Origin of the sequence: Pseudarthrobacter sp. CC4, assembly GCF_048957775.1 — a bacterium.
Lineage (GTDB): Bacteria > Actinomycetota > Actinomycetes > Actinomycetales > Micrococcaceae > Arthrobacter.
Genome location: NZ_JARCCZ010000002.1, coordinates 118,838 through 134,999, shown reverse-complemented (window position 1 = coordinate 134,999; position 16,162 = coordinate 118,838). Strand labels below are relative to the sequence as shown.

The 16,162-nt window shown below is 68.2% G+C and carries 15 protein-coding genes; 9 read left to right on the top strand and 6 right to left on the bottom strand.

Annotation, left to right across the window (positions count from 1 at the left end; genetic code table 11):
- Positions 1-94 precede the first annotated feature (94 nt).
- The 3 genes from PV768_RS01835 (at position 95) to PV768_RS01825 (ending at position 2,578) form a co-directional block, all read left to right on the top strand.
- Complete coding sequence (locus PV768_RS01835; protein ID WP_421092105.1) at positions 95-820, top strand: DUF2182 domain-containing protein; 726 nt, start codon at positions 95-97, stop codon at positions 818-820.
- 12 nt (positions 821-832) lie between these two features.
- On the top strand, positions 833-1,153 hold the full coding sequence (locus tag PV768_RS01830; RefSeq protein ID WP_157238918.1) for a GYD domain-containing protein: 321 nt from the start codon (positions 833-835) through the stop codon (positions 1,151-1,153).
- A gap of 189 nt (positions 1,154-1,342) precedes the next feature.
- Positions 1,343-2,578 (top strand): endonuclease/exonuclease/phosphatase family protein, encoded by a 1,236-nt coding sequence (locus tag PV768_RS01825; protein WP_421092104.1) that lies wholly within the window; start codon positions 1,343-1,345, stop codon positions 2,576-2,578.
- A gap of 6 nt (positions 2,579-2,584) precedes the next feature.
- On the opposite strand, the gene PV768_RS01820 is transcribed toward PV768_RS01825, so the two are convergent.
- The 5 genes from PV768_RS01820 to PV768_RS01800 all read right to left on the bottom strand — a co-directional run bounded on the left by PV768_RS01820 (position 2,585) and on the right by PV768_RS01800 (position 8,955).
- Positions 2,585-4,279, bottom strand: coding sequence for a SulP family inorganic anion transporter (locus PV768_RS01820; protein WP_421092103.1), 1,695 nt, complete (start codon positions 4,277-4,279; stop codon positions 2,585-2,587).
- 97 nt (positions 4,280-4,376) lie between these two features.
- Positions 4,377-4,889, bottom strand: a complete 513-nt coding sequence (locus PV768_RS01815; protein WP_421092102.1) for a methyltransferase family protein — start codon at positions 4,887-4,889, stop codon at positions 4,377-4,379.
- 4 nt (positions 4,890-4,893) lie between these two features.
- Positions 4,894-6,486: a serine hydrolase domain-containing protein gene (locus PV768_RS01810; RefSeq protein ID WP_421092101.1), complete on the bottom strand. Its 1,593-nt coding sequence runs from the start codon at positions 6,484-6,486 to the stop codon at positions 4,894-4,896.
- Positions 6,487-6,572: 86 nt separating this feature from the next.
- Entirely contained in the window at positions 6,573-7,100 is a 528-nt protein-coding gene (locus PV768_RS01805) for a DM13 domain-containing protein (RefSeq protein ID WP_421092100.1), read from the bottom strand.
- A 142-nt stretch (positions 7,101-7,242) separates the two neighbouring features.
- Positions 7,243-8,955 (bottom strand): HNH endonuclease, encoded by a 1,713-nt coding sequence (locus PV768_RS01800; RefSeq protein WP_421092099.1) that lies wholly within the window; start codon positions 8,953-8,955, stop codon positions 7,243-7,245.
- A 282-nt stretch (positions 8,956-9,237) separates the two neighbouring features.
- On the opposite strand from PV768_RS01800, the gene PV768_RS01795 reads away from it, so the two are divergent.
- Positions 9,238-10,752 (top strand): MFS transporter, encoded by a 1,515-nt coding sequence (locus tag PV768_RS01795; RefSeq protein ID WP_421092098.1) that lies wholly within the window; start codon positions 9,238-9,240, stop codon positions 10,750-10,752.
- 130 nt (positions 10,753-10,882) lie between these two features.
- On the opposite strand, the gene PV768_RS01790 is transcribed toward PV768_RS01795, so the two are convergent.
- On the bottom strand, positions 10,883-11,875 hold the full coding sequence (locus PV768_RS01790) for a bile acid:sodium symporter family protein (protein ID WP_421092097.1): 993 nt from the start codon (positions 11,873-11,875) through the stop codon (positions 10,883-10,885).
- A gap of 130 nt (positions 11,876-12,005) precedes the next feature.
- Here PV768_RS01790 and PV768_RS01785 point away from each other — a divergent pair, with 130 nt between their 5' ends.
- The 5 genes from PV768_RS01785 (at position 12,006) to PV768_RS01765 (ending at position 16,146) form a co-directional block, all read left to right on the top strand.
- The gene (locus tag PV768_RS01785; protein WP_421092096.1) at positions 12,006-13,043 is read left to right on the top strand and encodes a LacI family DNA-binding transcriptional regulator; all 1,038 of its coding nucleotides are present in this window, start codon (positions 12,006-12,008) and stop codon (positions 13,041-13,043) included.
- A 19-nt stretch (positions 13,044-13,062) separates the two neighbouring features.
- Positions 13,063-14,061 carry an aldo/keto reductase family protein gene (locus PV768_RS01780; protein ID WP_421092095.1) on the top strand — a complete coding sequence of 333 codons (999 nt, stop codon included), beginning with the start codon at positions 13,063-13,065 and terminating at the stop codon, positions 14,059-14,061.
- 241 nt (positions 14,062-14,302) lie between these two features.
- The gene (locus PV768_RS01775; RefSeq protein ID WP_421092094.1) at positions 14,303-15,088 is read left to right on the top strand and encodes a hypothetical protein; all 786 of its coding nucleotides are present in this window, start codon (positions 14,303-14,305) and stop codon (positions 15,086-15,088) included.
- 65 nt (positions 15,089-15,153) lie between these two features.
- Positions 15,154-15,921: a type 1 glutamine amidotransferase domain-containing protein gene (locus PV768_RS01770; RefSeq protein ID WP_421092093.1), complete on the top strand. Its 768-nt coding sequence runs from the start codon at positions 15,154-15,156 to the stop codon at positions 15,919-15,921.
- Positions 15,922-16,020: 99 nt separating this feature from the next.
- Positions 16,021-16,146: a hypothetical protein gene (locus PV768_RS01765; protein WP_421092092.1), complete on the top strand. Its 126-nt coding sequence runs from the start codon at positions 16,021-16,023 to the stop codon at positions 16,144-16,146.
- Positions 16,147-16,162: the final 16 nt, after the last annotated feature.

Sequence of the window (16,162 nt, the reverse complement as noted above, 5' to 3'; positions counted from 1 at the left end):
CGGCCAGTCGGTGGAACGCGGAAAGCTGTTCAGGAGCAGGACCGGCCAGGCGGTTGCACATGCCTCGCGGGTTGATCCGCGGGAGGCCGCCCTAGTGGCGGTCCTGCTCGTCCTCGCCGCTGCCGGTTGGGTGTTGACGTCCACGCAGCTGACCGGGATGGACATGGGTGCCTGGACTGACCCGGGGCCGGTGGGCTTCTTCACCGTGACATGGGTGGTGATGCTCGCAGCCATGATGTTCCCGTCCGTGGCGCCGATGGTGGTGGCGTACCACCGGATCCAGCGGCACCGGCGGCAGGCCGGACGGTATGCACCGGCAGGGTCCACTGCCGTCTTCGTGGCCGGCTACCTCGCATCATGGACGGCCTTTGGCCTGGTGGCGTATGGGCTCTATGCGTGGGCGGCTGCGGCGGTGCCAGGGGTTTTCGCTGCTGACCAGGGCGGGCGCTACATTGCGGCCGGAGTCATCATGGTGGCGGCGGTTTATCAGTTCACCCCGGCAAAAAACGTCAGCCTGATGAAATGCCGGTCCCCGATGGACTTTATCCTGCACCGGATGCGGCCGGGCTACGCGGGTGCCGTCCGGATGGGCGTGGAGCACGGCGCCTGGTGTGTGGCCTGCTGCTGGGCGCTGATGACGGCGCTGTTCGCGCTTGGCGCGATGAGCGTCGGATGGATGGCCCTGATCGGGGCCTTCATCGCGGGGGAGAAGATGCTGCCGTGGAAGCGGCTGGCCAACTGGTCCGTTGCGGTGGCGCTGGCTGCCATTGCACTCGGTGTGGCACTTGCTCCCTCGGCGACAACCGGGATGGGAATGTAGAAGGGAAAAGCGATGCCGAAGTATCTGTTTGAAGCAACGTACATGGGCGAGGGAATCAAGGGGCTCATGAAGGAAGGGGGCACCAAGCGGCGTGAGGCCCTGGCCGAGGCCCTCAAGTCCATAGGCGGTTCGCTGGAGAGCTTCTACTACGCGTTTGGCTACTACGACGTCCTTGGCGTTTTCGAGGCGCCGGACGACGCCAGTGCCGCAGCATTGTCACTGATCGTCAATTCCACAGGGAGCGTCAACGTCCGCCTGAAGCCGCTCCTCACCGTGGAAGACATCGACGAGGCAGCCAAGAAGACCCCGTCGTACCGGGCCCCGGGACAGTAGGGGAGGCCGGACAGTAGGGGAGGCCGGCACTTTGGCCTGCGGCCGCCGTCGTCCACTTATGACGGCGGCCGCCGGCTGGGTGCCGCCGGCGCAAGTTTCCGTTCGCCCGGCGTACTCCCCGTGGTCATGTTGGCGGCATAGGTTGAACGCACCGTTGTTCGTACCGCCTCATCGCTGCCAAGGAGTCCCGTGTCCACTAGACGCCCCCTCACCGCTGCCGTCATCGCTGCCGTCGTCGGTAGCCTCGCCGTTGGTACCGCCGGGACTCCGGCCGCCGCCGAGCCCTCAAAGGACCATGCGGAGGACCTGCGGGTGGCCACCTACAACCTGTCGCTGAACCGGGCAAGCGCCGGCGAACTCGAGGCCGACCTGAGCACTCCGGACGACCCGCAGGCACGCACCGTCGCCGAGGTCATCCAGCGTGCGAACCCGGACGTCATCCTGCTGAACGAGTTCGACTACGTGCCCAACATGCGGGCCGCCGATCTGTTCCGCGACAACTACCTGGCGGCAGGCCAGGGCGGGGCTGATCCCGTGGACTACCCCTACGCCTACGTGGCGCCGTCGAACACCGGGATCCCGAGCGGGTTCGACCTCAACAACAACGGCAGGGTCGGCGGCGGTGACGACGCCTTCGGCTTCGGCGCATTCGAGGGCCAGTACGGCATGGCCATCCTGTCGAAGTACCCCATCGACACGGAAAACGTGAGGACGTTCCAGAACTTCCTCTGGAAGGACATGCCGGGTGCGCTCCTGCCGGACAACCCGGCGACACCGGAACCTGCAGACTGGTATTCGCCGGAGGAACTCGAGGTGGTGCGCCTGTCGAGCAAGTCGCACTGGGACGTTCCGGTGAAGGTGGGCGGCGAAACGGTGCACGTGCTTGCCTCGCACCCCACACCGCCAACCTTTGACGGCCCCGAGGACCGGAACGGCCGCCGCAACCACGACGAGATCCGGTTCTGGGCTGACTACGTCGCTCCGGGCAAGTCGGCATACATCGTGGATGATGAGGGCGGGAAGCGGGGACTCCTGCCGAGCGAACCGTTCGTCATCGTCGGCGACCAGAACGCCGACCCGCTCGACGGCGACTCCGTGGACGGCGCGGTCAACCAGCTCCTTGATTCCAAGCAGATCGCGGACCCGCTGCCGGCCTCCGATGGCGCCGTGGAGGCCGCGGCCCTGCAGGGCGGAGCCAATGCCGCCCACAAGGGTGACCCCCGCTACGACACTGCCGACTTCGCCGACACCGCCCCGGGAAACTTGCGGGCTGACTACGTGCTGCCCTCACGCAGGATCCGGGTCCTTGATTCCGGCGTGTTCTGGCCCACCCAGGCCGACCCCCTGTCACGGCTGACCGGCGCCTATCCGTTCCCGGGCAGCGACCACCGCCTCGTGTGGGTGGACATGCAGGTGCGCGGCTGAGGACTCCTAGGTTCCCCCGCCCTCCCGCTGGAACGCCCGCACGGCTTCGCTCACGGTCGGGTAGAAGTGTCCGGGCGAGAAGCGGGAGCCCACGCCGTACTGCACCAGCCTGTCCTTGACCGGTCCTTTGAGCTCGGCGAACACCAGGTCCACGCCGTGCCGTTCCAGCCATTCGTCCAGCTGCACCAGCTCGTCCAGTGCCGTGGTGTCGATTCCCGTCACCGGCTCTGCCGCCAGCACCACGCGTTCGATGCCGGGCGGCGCCTGGTCGAGCTTGGTGCGCACGAAAGACCCCAGCAGCGATCCGTTGCCAAAAAACAGCGGTGCGTCGAAGCGCAGGATCAGCATGCCGGGGACGCGTTCGCCGTCCGGATGGCGGCTCACGTCGTGGTATCCCGGCACCCCGGGCACATCCACCAGCTCGGCGCGGTAGGGGTCCCAGGCCCGCCGCAGGAAGTCCAGGATTGCCAGGCCCACGGCCACGGCGATGCCCGGGAGGACCCCCAGGATGGTGACCCCCAGGAACGCCGCCAGCATCACCAGGGATTCACTGCGGCTCATGCCGATCAGCCGCAGCACGCCGGCGGGGTCGGCCAGTCCTGCGGCTGCCGCGATGACAATGGCGGCCAGGGTGGCGGCCGGCAGGAACTCGGTGACGCCGGGCGCCGCCAGCATGAAGCCGAGCACCAGGACGGCACCTGCCACGCCCGTGAGCTGGGATTTTGCCCCGGCCTCCACGGCCACCGGCGTGCGGGACGCGCTGGCCGAGATCGGGAAGCCGCCCAGCAGCCCGCTGGCCGCGTTCGCCGCACCCAGGGCGGCCATTTCATGGTTGCCGGAGACCCTGCGGTCCCCTGCCGCGGCCAGGGACTGGGACAGGGTTCCGGTATCAACGAAGACGATGAGGGCGATGGCGGCGGCGGCCGGCAGCAGCGCCAGGACGTCGGCCCAGCCGATTCCGCCGAGGGCCGGCGCGGGGAGCCCCTGCGGGAGGGCGCCGGTGACTTTGACACGCTCCTGGAGTCCCAGCACGGCCACGGCGAGGCAGGACACCACCACCGCGATGAGCACGCCGGGGATCTTCCAGTTCAGCCGGCGGGGAACCCAGATGAGCGCCAGTGAGGCCAGGCCGAGGAGCAGCGCCGCCATGTTGGTCTCGCCGGCCAGCACCTGCGGCGCGGCGGCGAGCAGTCTTTCCCAGGGCGTGCCGTCCCCCACGGAAATCCCCAGGAGGGTGGGAAGCTGGGACACCGCCACCAGCAGGGCGATGCCGTTGAGGTAGCCCAGCCGGATGGGCTTGGACAGCAGCCCCGTGATGATGCCCAGCCGCAGGGCCGAACCGCATAGCAGGATGAGGCCGATCAGGATGGCCAGGAGGCCAGCCAGGGCCACGGATTTCTGGTCGTTGTCCGCGGCCAGGGGAACCAGCGCCGCAACGATCATCGGGGCGAGCGCGGAATCCGGCCCCAGCACCAGCACGCGCGACGGCCCCACTGCCGCGTAGACAATCAGCGGCACCACCGTCGCGTAGAGGCCCGTCACCGGCGGCAGGCCGGCGGCCTGGGCGTACGCCATGCCCGCGGGGACCAGGATTGCGAAGAGCGCGAGGCCTGCCACCAGGTCGTGCCGCAGCCACTCGGTTTTGTAGCCGCGCAGGGCTGGCGGGAGCCACCGGGATCGGGCGTTTCCGGAGCGGCTCATCTTCAGATCATGTCCCAACACGGCCCCTGCCGCCATCCATAGTTTGGCGTTGCGTGGCGGCGTACGACGGCGGCGCCTGGGTTCCAGCCGAAGGAACCTACGGGCGGGGGAGCCCGAGGTAGCGTGGCACCTTTTCCGCGTAGGCCGGGTAGGACTCCGGGAACAGCCCGGCAAGCGTGGCCTCCTCGTCCAGGACAAACCGGTGCTCCACCAGCAGCTCGGCCGGCAGCAGCGCGAGGACCCAGGCTGACCCGGCCATGGTTCCCGCGCCGAGCTGGATGAGCCACCAGCCCACGTACATCGGGTGCCGGGTGACGGCATACGGGCCGGTGACCACCAGGTCCTCCGGGTGCTCCAGGTCAAACGGGCCGGCCGAGCGCTGCCGGCGTTCGGCCAGGGCCCAGGCATTGAGGCCGGCGCCGGCGACCACCAGGCCCGTGCCTGCCGCTCTGTGGACGGAACGGGGGCCGGGAAGCGGCAGGGGACGGAGCCTGGCAAGGAGGGCATCGAGGGCGATCGCCGCCACCACGGCCGGCGGCAGCGGAAGGTTTTCGTAGACGGCCCTCACGCGTCCCGCCAGGGTGCGCACGGAACTGACGCCGGCTTTCATGGCTTCAGGGTACGCCGCGCGGGCCCCGGCGCAGCACCCTGGAGAGCAGGCAGACGGTCCGCGGAACAGGCCACAGGATGGCGAGTCCCAGCACCGGCACCAGCGAAACGCCGACGTCCGGGAACTGGCGGATGATGACCAGCAGGTCGGTGTCGAACCGGGCGGGCGCGTAGGCGAGGCACAGCCAAAGGGCAAAGGCATCCAGTGCCAGCGCGGCGGCGGCCCACGCCAGGGGAGCCCATCGTCCACGGCGGCCGAACCGCCGTCGGAAAATCACCGAGAGGGACAGCCACAGGCTCAGCAGTTCCGCCAGCAGCAGGCCCAGCGAGACGGCCCAGCTGGACTGCTGCAGCCAGTCCTCGGACACCACGGCGGGGACGGGGGAGTGCCTGTGGAGGATCCGCAGGATGTTCGTGTCGATGGCCTTGAGCCGGGACGGGGCCGCGGTGTCGTTGCCGTTGATGACCAGGGCCACGCCCAGGCCGGAGTCCGGGACCATCGCCAGGTAGGTGTGGCTGTTGCCCCATTCACCCTGGTGCTCCAGCAGCAGCGGCACGTCTTCAGCGGCGGTGCCCCGGGCAGCGGCACCGTCGGCAGCCGGGCCAACGGATTCCACAAGCGGCCGGGTGTACCAGCCCATTCCGTAGCCCTTCGATGCGTCCACGGAGGTGCGGGGTACGAACATCGCCGCCACGCTTCCAGGCTCGAGGATGCGGGCGGTCCCGTACCGCCCGCCGTCGAGCAGTGCCATCAGCTCGCGGCCAAGGTCCTCGGCCGAGGCGTACAGGGTGCTGGAGGGCATTCCCGCGGCGGGCGCCGGGACATCGGTCTGGACCCAGACGGTGCTGAACCAGCGGGCATAGCCCTCGGCCGCATTGTCCTGCCGGGCAGCAGCCGCCGTCGTATGGCTGTGCGCCATTTCCAGCGGTCCGAAGACGTGCTGCTGCAGGTACTCCCCGAAGGGCTGGTTGGCGACGGTCTGCACCAGGAGGCCCAGCACGTTGTAGTTGGCACTGGCGTAGTGGAAACGCTGCCCCGGTTCGCCGGCCAGCGGGGATTCGGCCATCCCACGGATTGATGCCTCGAGGGCTTCCGGCTCCTGGCTGAGGGACGCCTCGAAGGCCGTGTCCCTCGAGGACATGCCGCTGGTCTGGTGGAGCAGGTGCCGGACCGTGATGGCCGGGGACCGGGGATCGTCCAGCGTGAACCAGGGCAGGTAGGTCCGCACGGGCTCATCCAGCCGCAGCCGACCGGCCTCCACCTGCTGCATCACCGCGATGGCCGTCAGGGACTTGCTGGTGGAGGCCAGCAGCACCGGCGTCTGGAGGGTCATCGGCCGTCCGGCCGGGTCCGCCTTGCCGAAGGCGGCGGAGTGCAACTGCCTGCCATCACGCACGACGGCGATCGCGGCACCGGGAATGCCGAGGGTTTCGAGCTGGTCCAGCAGGAAGGCGTCCACCGCCGCGTAGGCATGTTGGGGTTCGGCGGTTTCCGTGGCGGCACCTGTTGCGATGGCGGCTGTTGTCGGGGCGGCGCCTGCGACGGCCACCAGGAGGCACAAGAGGAGGCAGCACGGTGACCTGGACATTGTCCGCATGGCTGCACCTGCTTCAGCTGGCAGTCCCTTCACGGTAGGGCCTGGCCATGCGGAAGACAATGCTGTCCGGCCAGCGTGAGACGGGTCTACGGGTTCAGTTCGGCGGCGGCAAATGACACGGCGAAACGGGCGCACCAGATGCTGACCGAGCCATAGTCGCTCAGCACCGTCCCGGCCGGGATCTCATAGTTCTGGTCGCCCTTGTTGGCTTTGAGTGCCCCGAGGTCGAGGTACGCGCCGTCGTCGAAGACGTACCAGCCGGCGAATCCCTCCACCACCGGGGCGTTGCTGAGCCACACGCGGAGGTCGGGACCATCGGAAGTATCGAGGCCTTCGAACCGGAGGATCCGGCTCCCGTCGGGAAGTTCGAGGATTCTCACTGTTCCCGAGCTGGTGTGTTCATGGCTGATCAGCCGGCCGGCTGCCAGTTCACGCGGAAGCGCAACGGGCGCAACGGGCGCGGCGGGGGAGGGCGCTGCCGAGGGCCCCTGTGACTCGACCGCGGTCGTGGCGACTGCCGGAACATCCTCGATCACGGTTGAGCTGGTGAAGATGCGCCAGGGCTGGAACAGGTACAGCCCCACAGCAACCGCGATGACAGCCACGAGCGCCACAGCCGGTATGACAACGCGCCTTCTCATACCACGTCAACGTCCGGACGAGAGGCGCCGTTCCGGTCCCGGAAGGCCAGTCCGATGCGTCCTCCGGCCCCGTCCCGGTCAGCACATGGTGAGGGCACCTTGAACACGTGGCCTATCATCCTGACAAGAGCTGGAGCAGCAGCCCTTCCAGCGCACTGGTGTGTGCTGGACTGGTTTCGGATGCACTGATCTTCGACCCACAAGTTTTCGTCGGGCTGGTTTCCGGGGCACTGTTTTCCAGTGGCAGGATGCCCGGCGGCCATTGTGGTGGTTCGCGGTCGGGTTGTTCGGCTTGGTACTGCTGCCCTGTGGGTGAGGTCCAGCCGGGTGGTTCGTCCTTGGCAGCCGGCGTCGGTTCCCAGCCGCTGTTGTGTTTGAGCCGGTGATGTTTTGGGCAGACCTGTGCCAGGTTGCTGATTCCGGTGGTTCCGCCGTGTTGCCAGGCTTTGAGGTGGTCGATTTCGTTGTCCAGGGCGTTGTTGCTGCAGCCGGGGAAAGCGCATTTGCCGTCCCGAAGATGCAGCGCTTTCCTCATGGCTTTGGTGAGTCGATAACTGGTGCGGCCGATCTCCAGTGGTGTTCCGTCGCTCGGGTCAAGCAGGACGCGGCGGAACGATTCGGAACCCTCGGACAGGAGCTGGCGGGCCATCGAGGCGGGGATGGGGCCGTAGCCGTCGAGCACGGCGGGTTCGTCGGTGAGTCCGAGAAGGGCGAAGAACGGAACGGTCACAAGCACGTCGGCGCGGGGAGTGGGGACCTTCGCGGCATCCGTGTCCAGGGCGGGGTTGGGCGTGCTTTCGAAGGTGCCGGGCGCGGTGGGGTCCGGTTCTGCCGGTGCCCGGTTGCTGTGTCTGCCGGGATGGTCGCTAATGCCCAGGTCTGTTGCGGGTTGGTCGGAGCCGACGACTGTGGCCAGGCCGATCATGTCCTCCGGCGCATCGCCCGAGACGTCACCGGTCCCGGTGGGCCCCGGGGCTGTGGCGCCGCGGTAGGTGAGGAGCCGGTGGGTGAGGATGTCGGGCCGGAGTTGGGTGAGGGTGCGGGGTTCGTTGGGGCCTTGGAGGCTTCGGGCGGTTGCGGTGAGGTCGTTCCAGATCGCCAGGGCTTGGTCGGCGGGCAGGTACGCAGCGATCCAGGCCATCCCGTCACGGTCCGGCGTGAATTCCACGCGCCGATCGGCCACGCCCTTGCGGTGGCGCTTCTCGATCGACTCCGGGTGATGGCGTTCCCGCCAGCCCCGCACCTTTGCCCGTAACCGGGCCGGCACCAGTTCCGAGGCGGGGCAGCCCCGGGCCGGGTTGGGTGCGTCGGGGTCGAGGAAGTGCTCCACCAGTGCGGCTGCGGCGGCGTGGTCCAAACACTCAGTTTCGTCGGTAAAAATCCGGGCCTGCTGCCAGGAGAGGCTGCCGGCGGAAAGGGCGTCCATGAGCGGCGGCATTGCACACACCTGCCGGGACTGGGTGACGAACGCGGACGCGGCACCGGAGCTGATGGTGAGGATCCCGGCGATTTCCTCAACAGTGGAGATCTCGGTGTAGGTCCGGTCGTGGAGGGGCGCGTCCGGCGGGGTCATGGCGCGCTGCAGGTCCATCGCTTCGGCGGCGGACCGCACCTTCCGCGCCGAGGCCTGGGACTCCAGCTTCTTCTCCAGCCCCATCCGCTCGAGCCGGATTTCGTACGCCCGCTGCAATACATCGACTCCGTCCCCCGCGGTACCTGAGGCTCCGGCAGAAGCGAGGGCGGCGTCCTCGGCATCAAGCGCGGCGAGCGCAGCAACGGTGGCATGGATAGCCTCCACTCCCGTCCCGGTTCCCGCTCCGTTTTCCACAGGAATATCGTCTGACGGGGGTACGACATTTTGGTCGGCCGGCACCGGACTGGGCCAACCCAGCAGGCCTGGCGTGGCCACACAGGGCCCGCCCGAGCGGAACACACGCCCGCGCTCTCAAAGTGCGTGCCGCCGTCGTACTTCTCCCAAAAGCGCGACCGTTGTTGCCCTGGCGGGTGCAGCGGCAGGATGATCGAAAGTGTTGGGCTCCTGCCGGCCAGGCGGGCCGGACGAACGACGACGTATGCCCAGCTAAGCGAGCGAGGCGGCGGTGAGCGGGCCATGACAGAGCACAGAGGGCGGCAGCGGCGGTTGCAGGTTTCCGACGTCAACGTCGTCAACCCCCGCACGCTGCGGAAGGCGCTCGGCGGGACCATCGTGGGCAACACGATGGAATGGTACGACGTGGGCGTGTTCGGCTACCTCATCACCACCATGGGGCCGGTGTTCCTGCCTGAGGCGGACAGGGCCGTGCAGAACCTGTTCCTGCTGGGGACCTTCGGCGCCACGTTCATCGCCCGGCCGCTGGGCGGGATCTTTTTCGGCTGGCTGGGCGACAAGATGGGCCGCCAAAAGGTGCTGGCCATGACACTGATGCTCATGGCGGCCGCGACGTTCGCCGTCGGCCTGCTGCCCGGGTACTCGGTGCTGGGCATCTGGGCGGCGGTGCTGCTGGTGGTCCTCAAGCTGGTGCAGGGCTTTTCCACCGGCGGCGAATACTCGGGCGCCACCACGTTCGTGTGCGAGCACTCACCGGACCGCCGCCGCGGTTTCTACGTCAGTTTCCTGGATATGGGCAGCTACCTGGGTTTCGCGGCGGGCGGGCTGGTGGTGTCCCTCCTCCAGCTGGCGCTGGGCCAGGAGCAGATGGAGGCGTGGGGCTGGCGGATCCCGTTCCTGGTGGCCGGTCCGCTGGGCGCCGTCGCTGTCTACTTCCGAATGAAGATCGAGGAGTCGGCTGCCTTCAAAGCCACGCTGGAAGCTGAAGCCGTGGCAGCCAAGCACCCCGAGGCGGGGGAGGACCTCCGCCCCGTGGGCCCGATCGGGATCCTGAAGGCCCACTGGCGGCCGATCCTGCTGGCCATGATCCTGGCGGCGGCAGCCAACACGGTGGCCTACGCCCTCACGTCCTACATGCCCACGTACCTGACCAGCAACAAGGGGTACAGCGAGGTGGAGGGGACGCTGCTGACCATCCCTGTGCTGGTGGCCATGGCGTTGTGCATCCCGTTCACGGGGCTGCTGTCGGACCGGATCGGCCGCCGTCCCGTGCTGTGGATCGGGGCCTTCAGCACCGTGGCGTTCGCGGTTCCCGCGTTCCTGGCGATAGCGGCGGGCAGCCTCCCTATGACGTTGCTGGGCCTGGCCCTGATCGCCTTCCCGGTGGCGTTTTCGGTGCCGAACCTCGCGTCGGCGCTGCCCGCGCTCTTTCCCACCGAGCACCGCTATTCCGCCATGGGCATCGCCTACAACCTGGCGGTGGCCATCTTCGGCGGAACGGCCCCGTTCATCATCGCGTCCCTGATCCAGCTGACCGGCGACGACATGGCAATTGCGTACTACCTCATGGCCGTGGCCGCGGTGGCTGCCGTGGCCATCCGCTTCCTGCCCGAATCGGCCCGGCGGCACCTGCCCGGGTCCATGCCCAGCGTGGAGTCGGAGGAGGCCGCCCGGAAGCTGGTGGCGACGCAGGACAACAACCCGCTCCTGGACGTGGACTCGCTGCCGTTCGAAAGCAGCTTCGAGATTGCCCGGGCGGAGCACAAGGGGCGGCCCGGGAAGCCGACGGCGACGTGAAACGGCCAGGGCTGCGGCCTCGCTGATCGCGACGGTGGCGGCCAGGGCGAACGTTGACGGTTCGTGCGTCGGTGAATCCCGGCAGCGGCACGGACGCCGCGGTGAGGGCGTGGTTTCTGTTACTCCGCGATCACACGGCAGCCGCATCCCTGTCGCGTGCGGTAACGGTGCCGCGGCGGCGCCAGTAGGCGGCCAGTACAGCGCCGGAAACGTTGTGCCATACCGAGAAAATGGCGCCGGGCAGGGCCGATTCGGGAGTCAGGTACTGCCGTGCCAGGCCTGCGGCAAGGCCCGAGTTCTGCATGCCGACCTCAATGGCGGTGGTGCGCCGGGACGGAACCGGCAGCCTGAACAAGCGGGCGGCGGCGTAACCCAGGGCGTATCCCAGCCCGTTGTGCAGGATGACAGCTACAAGAACCAGGAGCCCGGCCGAGAAAATCGCCTTGGCGCTTCCGGCCACCACTGCCACCACCACGACGGTGATGGCGAGGACCGAAATCCAGGGCAGGGCGGGCAGCGACTTGTTGACCAGGCGCGGCAGGAAGAGCCGGATCACCAGTCCCAGCAGCACGGGGAACAGCACGATCTGGACGATGGACCAGGCCATGGAGCCGGCGTCGACCGGCATGTACTGTCCGGCCAGCCACAGGGCCAGCACCGGGGTGAGCAGGGGAGCTAACAGCGTGGACACCGTGGTCATCGCCACGGACAGGGCCACGTCCCCCTTGGCCAGGTAGGACACCACGTTGGAGGCAGTGCCGCCGGGGCAGCAGCCCACCAGGATGACGCCTGCCGCCAGCGCGGGGGGCAGTCCGAGTGCCGCCGCGATCAGCCAGCCAAGGAACGGCATGATGGCGTACTGCGCCACCACGCCGATCACCACGGGAACGGGCCGCTTGGCGATGACGGCGAAGTCGGGCGGCGTCAGCGTCAGCCCCATGCCGAACATGATGACCCCCAGAAGGGGGTTGATCCAGGGGCCCAAGCCTATGAAAGCCGTCGGCGCGGCAAGTGCCACGGCGCCTCCGGCCAGGATGAGAAGGGGAAAGAGTGTGACGGCCACGCGGGCGCTGCGTTCCTCGGCGGCGGACGCCGGCGCGGAGGACTCGGATAAAGAAGACATGGCTACCGGATTATCACAGTGAGTGCTGGCTCTCGGAATCGGCGGAGATTGATGACGCGCCACCGTGGCGCCGCGCGGCATATTTGCAAGCGCTTGCGAAGATGATGCTGCATTGGCTACCGTGGAAGGCGTGTCAACAACAGTAGAGCGGGTAGCGGAACGCGCAGGCGTCTCCATTTCAACGGTTTCGCGTGCCCTGAGGGACGTCCCGGGAATCTCGGCTGCCACCCGCAAGCGCGTGCATGAAGCTGCGGAAGCACTCGGCTACGCCATCTCGCCCAGCGCCTCAAGGCTGGCGACCGGGCGCACCCGGACTGTCGCCGTCGTCGTGCCCCTGCTCAGCAAGTGGTTCTTCGCGGAGGTCATCGCGGCCGCCGGACGGGTGCTGAGCCGGGAGGGCTATGACGTGCTCCTGGTGGAGCTGTCCACCCCGGACCTGCGGGAGAAGTTCTTTGCCGGCCCCCGGCTCCACGGCCGTGCTGACGCGGCCCTCGTGATCGCCCTCCAGCTGGCCCCCGCCGAGCTCGCGGCGCTCCAGGCCCAGGGGCTGGCTGTTGCCCTTGTCGGTTCCGAGCGGGCCGGAGCGTCGTCGGTCCGGGTGGAGGACAGGGCCGGCGGGCGCGCGGCGGCCAGGCACCTGCTGAACCTCGGGCACGAACGGATTGCCTTCCTGGGCATCCGGCAGGAGGAACGCTCACCGCTCGGCGGGGTGCCGCCGGCAGAGCGGCTTCTCGGCTACCAGGAAGCGCTTGCCGAAGCGGGGCTGCCGGCTGATCCGGCGATGGTGCTCGCCGTCGAGAACACGGTGGACGCCGGAGCGGCGGCCATGGCGGAGCTGCTCACCGCGGCGGAACCGCCGACGGCGCTGGTCGCCGCTTCGGACGAGCTCGCCTTCGGAGCGCTCGCCACCCTTCGCGGGGCGGGAATGGACGTCCCGGGCGACTTTTCCGTGGTGGGATACGACAACCACGAGCTCGCCGGTGCCGTTGGGCTTACCACCATGGACCACGGCGTTTCCGAACAGGGCAGCCTGGCGGCCGGGGCCGTCCTCGCCGCCCTGTCGGGCGCCCCCGCTTCTGCCGGCACCATCGAGCCCCGCCTCGTGGTCCGCCACACCACCGCACCGCCCCGGCGCCTTCGCCGGGCGGCCCTTTCCAGCCAGAACTGACCCCTACGGGAGGAAAACCATGGAATACCGCAAGCTTGGAAACTCAGGCATGTACGTCAGCGCCATCGCCTACGGCAACTGGACCACGCACGGCGAACAGATCGACCAGGACGCAGCCACCGAGTGCGTCCGCACCGCCCTTGACCTGGGCATCACCACGTTCGACACGGCGGACGCCTACGCTGGCACGCGCGCCGAGACGGCACTGGGTGAGGCGCTCAAGGGGACCCGGCGCGAGGGCCTGGAGCTCTTCACCAAGGTCTATTTCCCCACGTGGGAGGGCAAGAACGATCGCGGGCTGTCCCGGAAGCACATCATGGAGTCCATCAACGGCTCGCTGCGCCGGCTCCGCACGGACTACGTGGACCTCTACCAGGCCCACCGGTACGACTACGAGACTCCGCTCGAAGAGACCATGCAGGCCTTCGCCGACATTGTCCGCGCAGGCAAGGCCCACTACATCGGCGTTTCGGAGTGGACGGTGGATGAGATCCGCCGCGGCGCCAAGCTCGCCCGGGAGCTCGGCATCCAGCTGGTCTCCAGCCAGCCGCAGTACAACATGCTGTGGCGGGTCATCGAGCCCGAAATCGTGCCCCTGAGCGAGGAACTGGGGCTGTGCCAGATTGTCTGGTCACCCATCGCCCAGGGTGTCCTCACCGGCAAGTACCTTCCAGGACAGGGCGGACCCGCGGCGTCACGCTTCACCACGGACGACGGCGGGGCCAAGACCGAGCACCGGTACATGCAGGAGGAGGTGCTGGAGCGGGTCCAGGAGCTCAAGCCGCTGGCGGAAGAGGCCGGGCTGTCCATGGCGGCGTTTGCCGTGGCCTGGGTCCTGCAGAACCAGAACGTCTCGTCCGCCATTGTGGGCGCCTCACGGCCGGAGCAGCTCCGGGACAACGTCACCGCGGCGGGAGTGCGCCTTGACCCGGAGCTCCTCAGCCGGGTGGATGCCATCCTGGGGGACCTCGTGGAGCGGGATCCCGCGAAGGTGGAGTCCTTCCCGGAACGCGTCTGACGCTTCAGCATGCTGGTGGGGCTGCGGCTCCACCGCGCCCGGAGTCCGGCTCTTGCGGCCCCGGAAGCGGTCGTAATGCGCCGTAAAGGCGGGGCCGGCATTTCGGCTGACAGCTGCTGCCGGCCCCCTCGCGCTGCGCCTCCCCGCCGCTCCACCCGGGTGCCGGCCCGCCGGGTGCCAGGCCCGTAGACTCGGCGTCATGTCTCATGGGGGGATGCCGGCACGGCGCATAAGAATGTCCATGGCTGCGGCCGTTCTGGCCATGTCGCTGGCGGGGTGTGAGTACAGCGGCCCGGACGAGCCGCCGGCGCCTTCATCCCCGCCGCCCGCAACGCCGTCGGCCGCGTCCTTCAAGGACAACGTCAACGAAGTGGCCCGTTTGCTCGAGGCTTCCCCCACGGACCCCGGCATGCCGTCGGAGGCTGAACCCGCGGGGAAGCTGTCCCTTGATCTGGCGCCCGGAGACTATCTGGTCACCGGCGCCTGTGCAGGGGTTTATGGGGCCAAGCTCACCTTGGTGAAGCCTGACGGCGTCCCGGAGGCGACCGGCTTTGAGTGCACCTCCAGGCTGGACCGCTTTGTCAGGCACGACGGCGGGCCCCTCACCATCAGCGCGGTGCCGCCCACGGGCAGACCCGCCGCAACGGGCGTCAAGGTGCAGGCCAACCCTGACCGCAGGCTTTCGGAGCTCGAAGACCTTTCAGACTGGGCAGCACAGCAGCTGCAACCGCCTCTGCCCGGAGAGCTGCGGGGAACCAGCAGCGGGAACACAACCACCACGGCCAGCCTGTCGGCCCCACCGGGCCAGTTTGAACTGCACCTGGTCTGTGCCGGACTGCCGGTAGCCGAGTTGTCCGTCTCCACCTGGAAGGGGGCGGAAGTCCTCGCCCCCGTGCGGGTCCCTTGCGGCGGGAGCGTGTTCAAGGCGCCGGTGGTGCTGCCCACCGAGGGGGCCGACCTCGCGCTGGGACCCGGTGGCCTGGACAGCCGGTTCGCTTACCGGCTCGTCCCCACAGGCCAGCCCTGAATCGCCTCCGGACGCCGTGGATCGGGCTGGGCGTAGGGTGGGGAGTTGGACGATAGGAGCATTTCATGAAGAAAATCCTCATGGTACTGACCAGCGTTTCCGAGATCGGCGATACGGGAGAGAAGACCGGTTACAACGTGGCTGAGGCTGCGCATCCCTGGAAGGTGTTCAAGGATTCCGGGCATTTCGTCGACTTTGCGTCCATCCAGGGCGGCCAGCCCCCGCGCGACGAGGTGGACACAAAAGATCCCATCCAGGTTGCCTTCACGGAGGATGAGACCACGCGCGCCGGCCTCTACAACACTGCCCGCGTCGACGTCGTGGATCCGGAGCAGTACGACGCCGTCTATCTCGTGGGCGGCCACGGCACCATGTGGGACTTCCCGGACAGCGAAGGCCTGCAGAACCTGGTGGCCAGCGTCTACAACAACGGCGGTTTGGTGGGCGCGGTCTGCCATGGACCGGCCGGCCTGCTGAACGTGGAACTGGAGAACGGGCTTCGCCTCGTCGAGGGCCGCAAGGTGGCCGCCTTCACCAATGACGAGGAAGTCGCTGCAGGCAAGGACAAGGTCATTCCGTTCTTCCTGGCAGACCGGCTTGAGGAGCAGGGCGCCACCCACGTCTTCGCTGATGTCTTTGAGGAAAAGGTTGTGGTTGACGACCGGCTGGTGACCGGCCAGAACCCGGCGTCAGCGGCCGGCGTGGCCAAGGAGATGGAGAAGCTCTTCGCAGTGGTCATCCACCAGGAAAAAGCCGAGGAACAGCACGACGCGGAGACTCTCCGGGCCGAGAAGGACGCCGTCAAGGCGGCTGCCGCGGAAGCGGAGCAGTAGCACCCAGCAGGCACTGAAACTGGCGGCCACCCGGATGAAAGGGTGGCCGTCAGTTTTTCGTATGTGGGTCGCCAAACGGGGGCAGCTTAGGCTTGGCCCATGTCTACTGATGATGAAAAGGACCCTCCCGTCCCCGCTGACGTCGAGGGCAAGATCCCGAAGAAGGTTCACGACAAGCCCGGTGCAGACGATGATGAGTCACGGGCCGAGGAGACTCAGGGCTAACTAATCGCCGTGCATC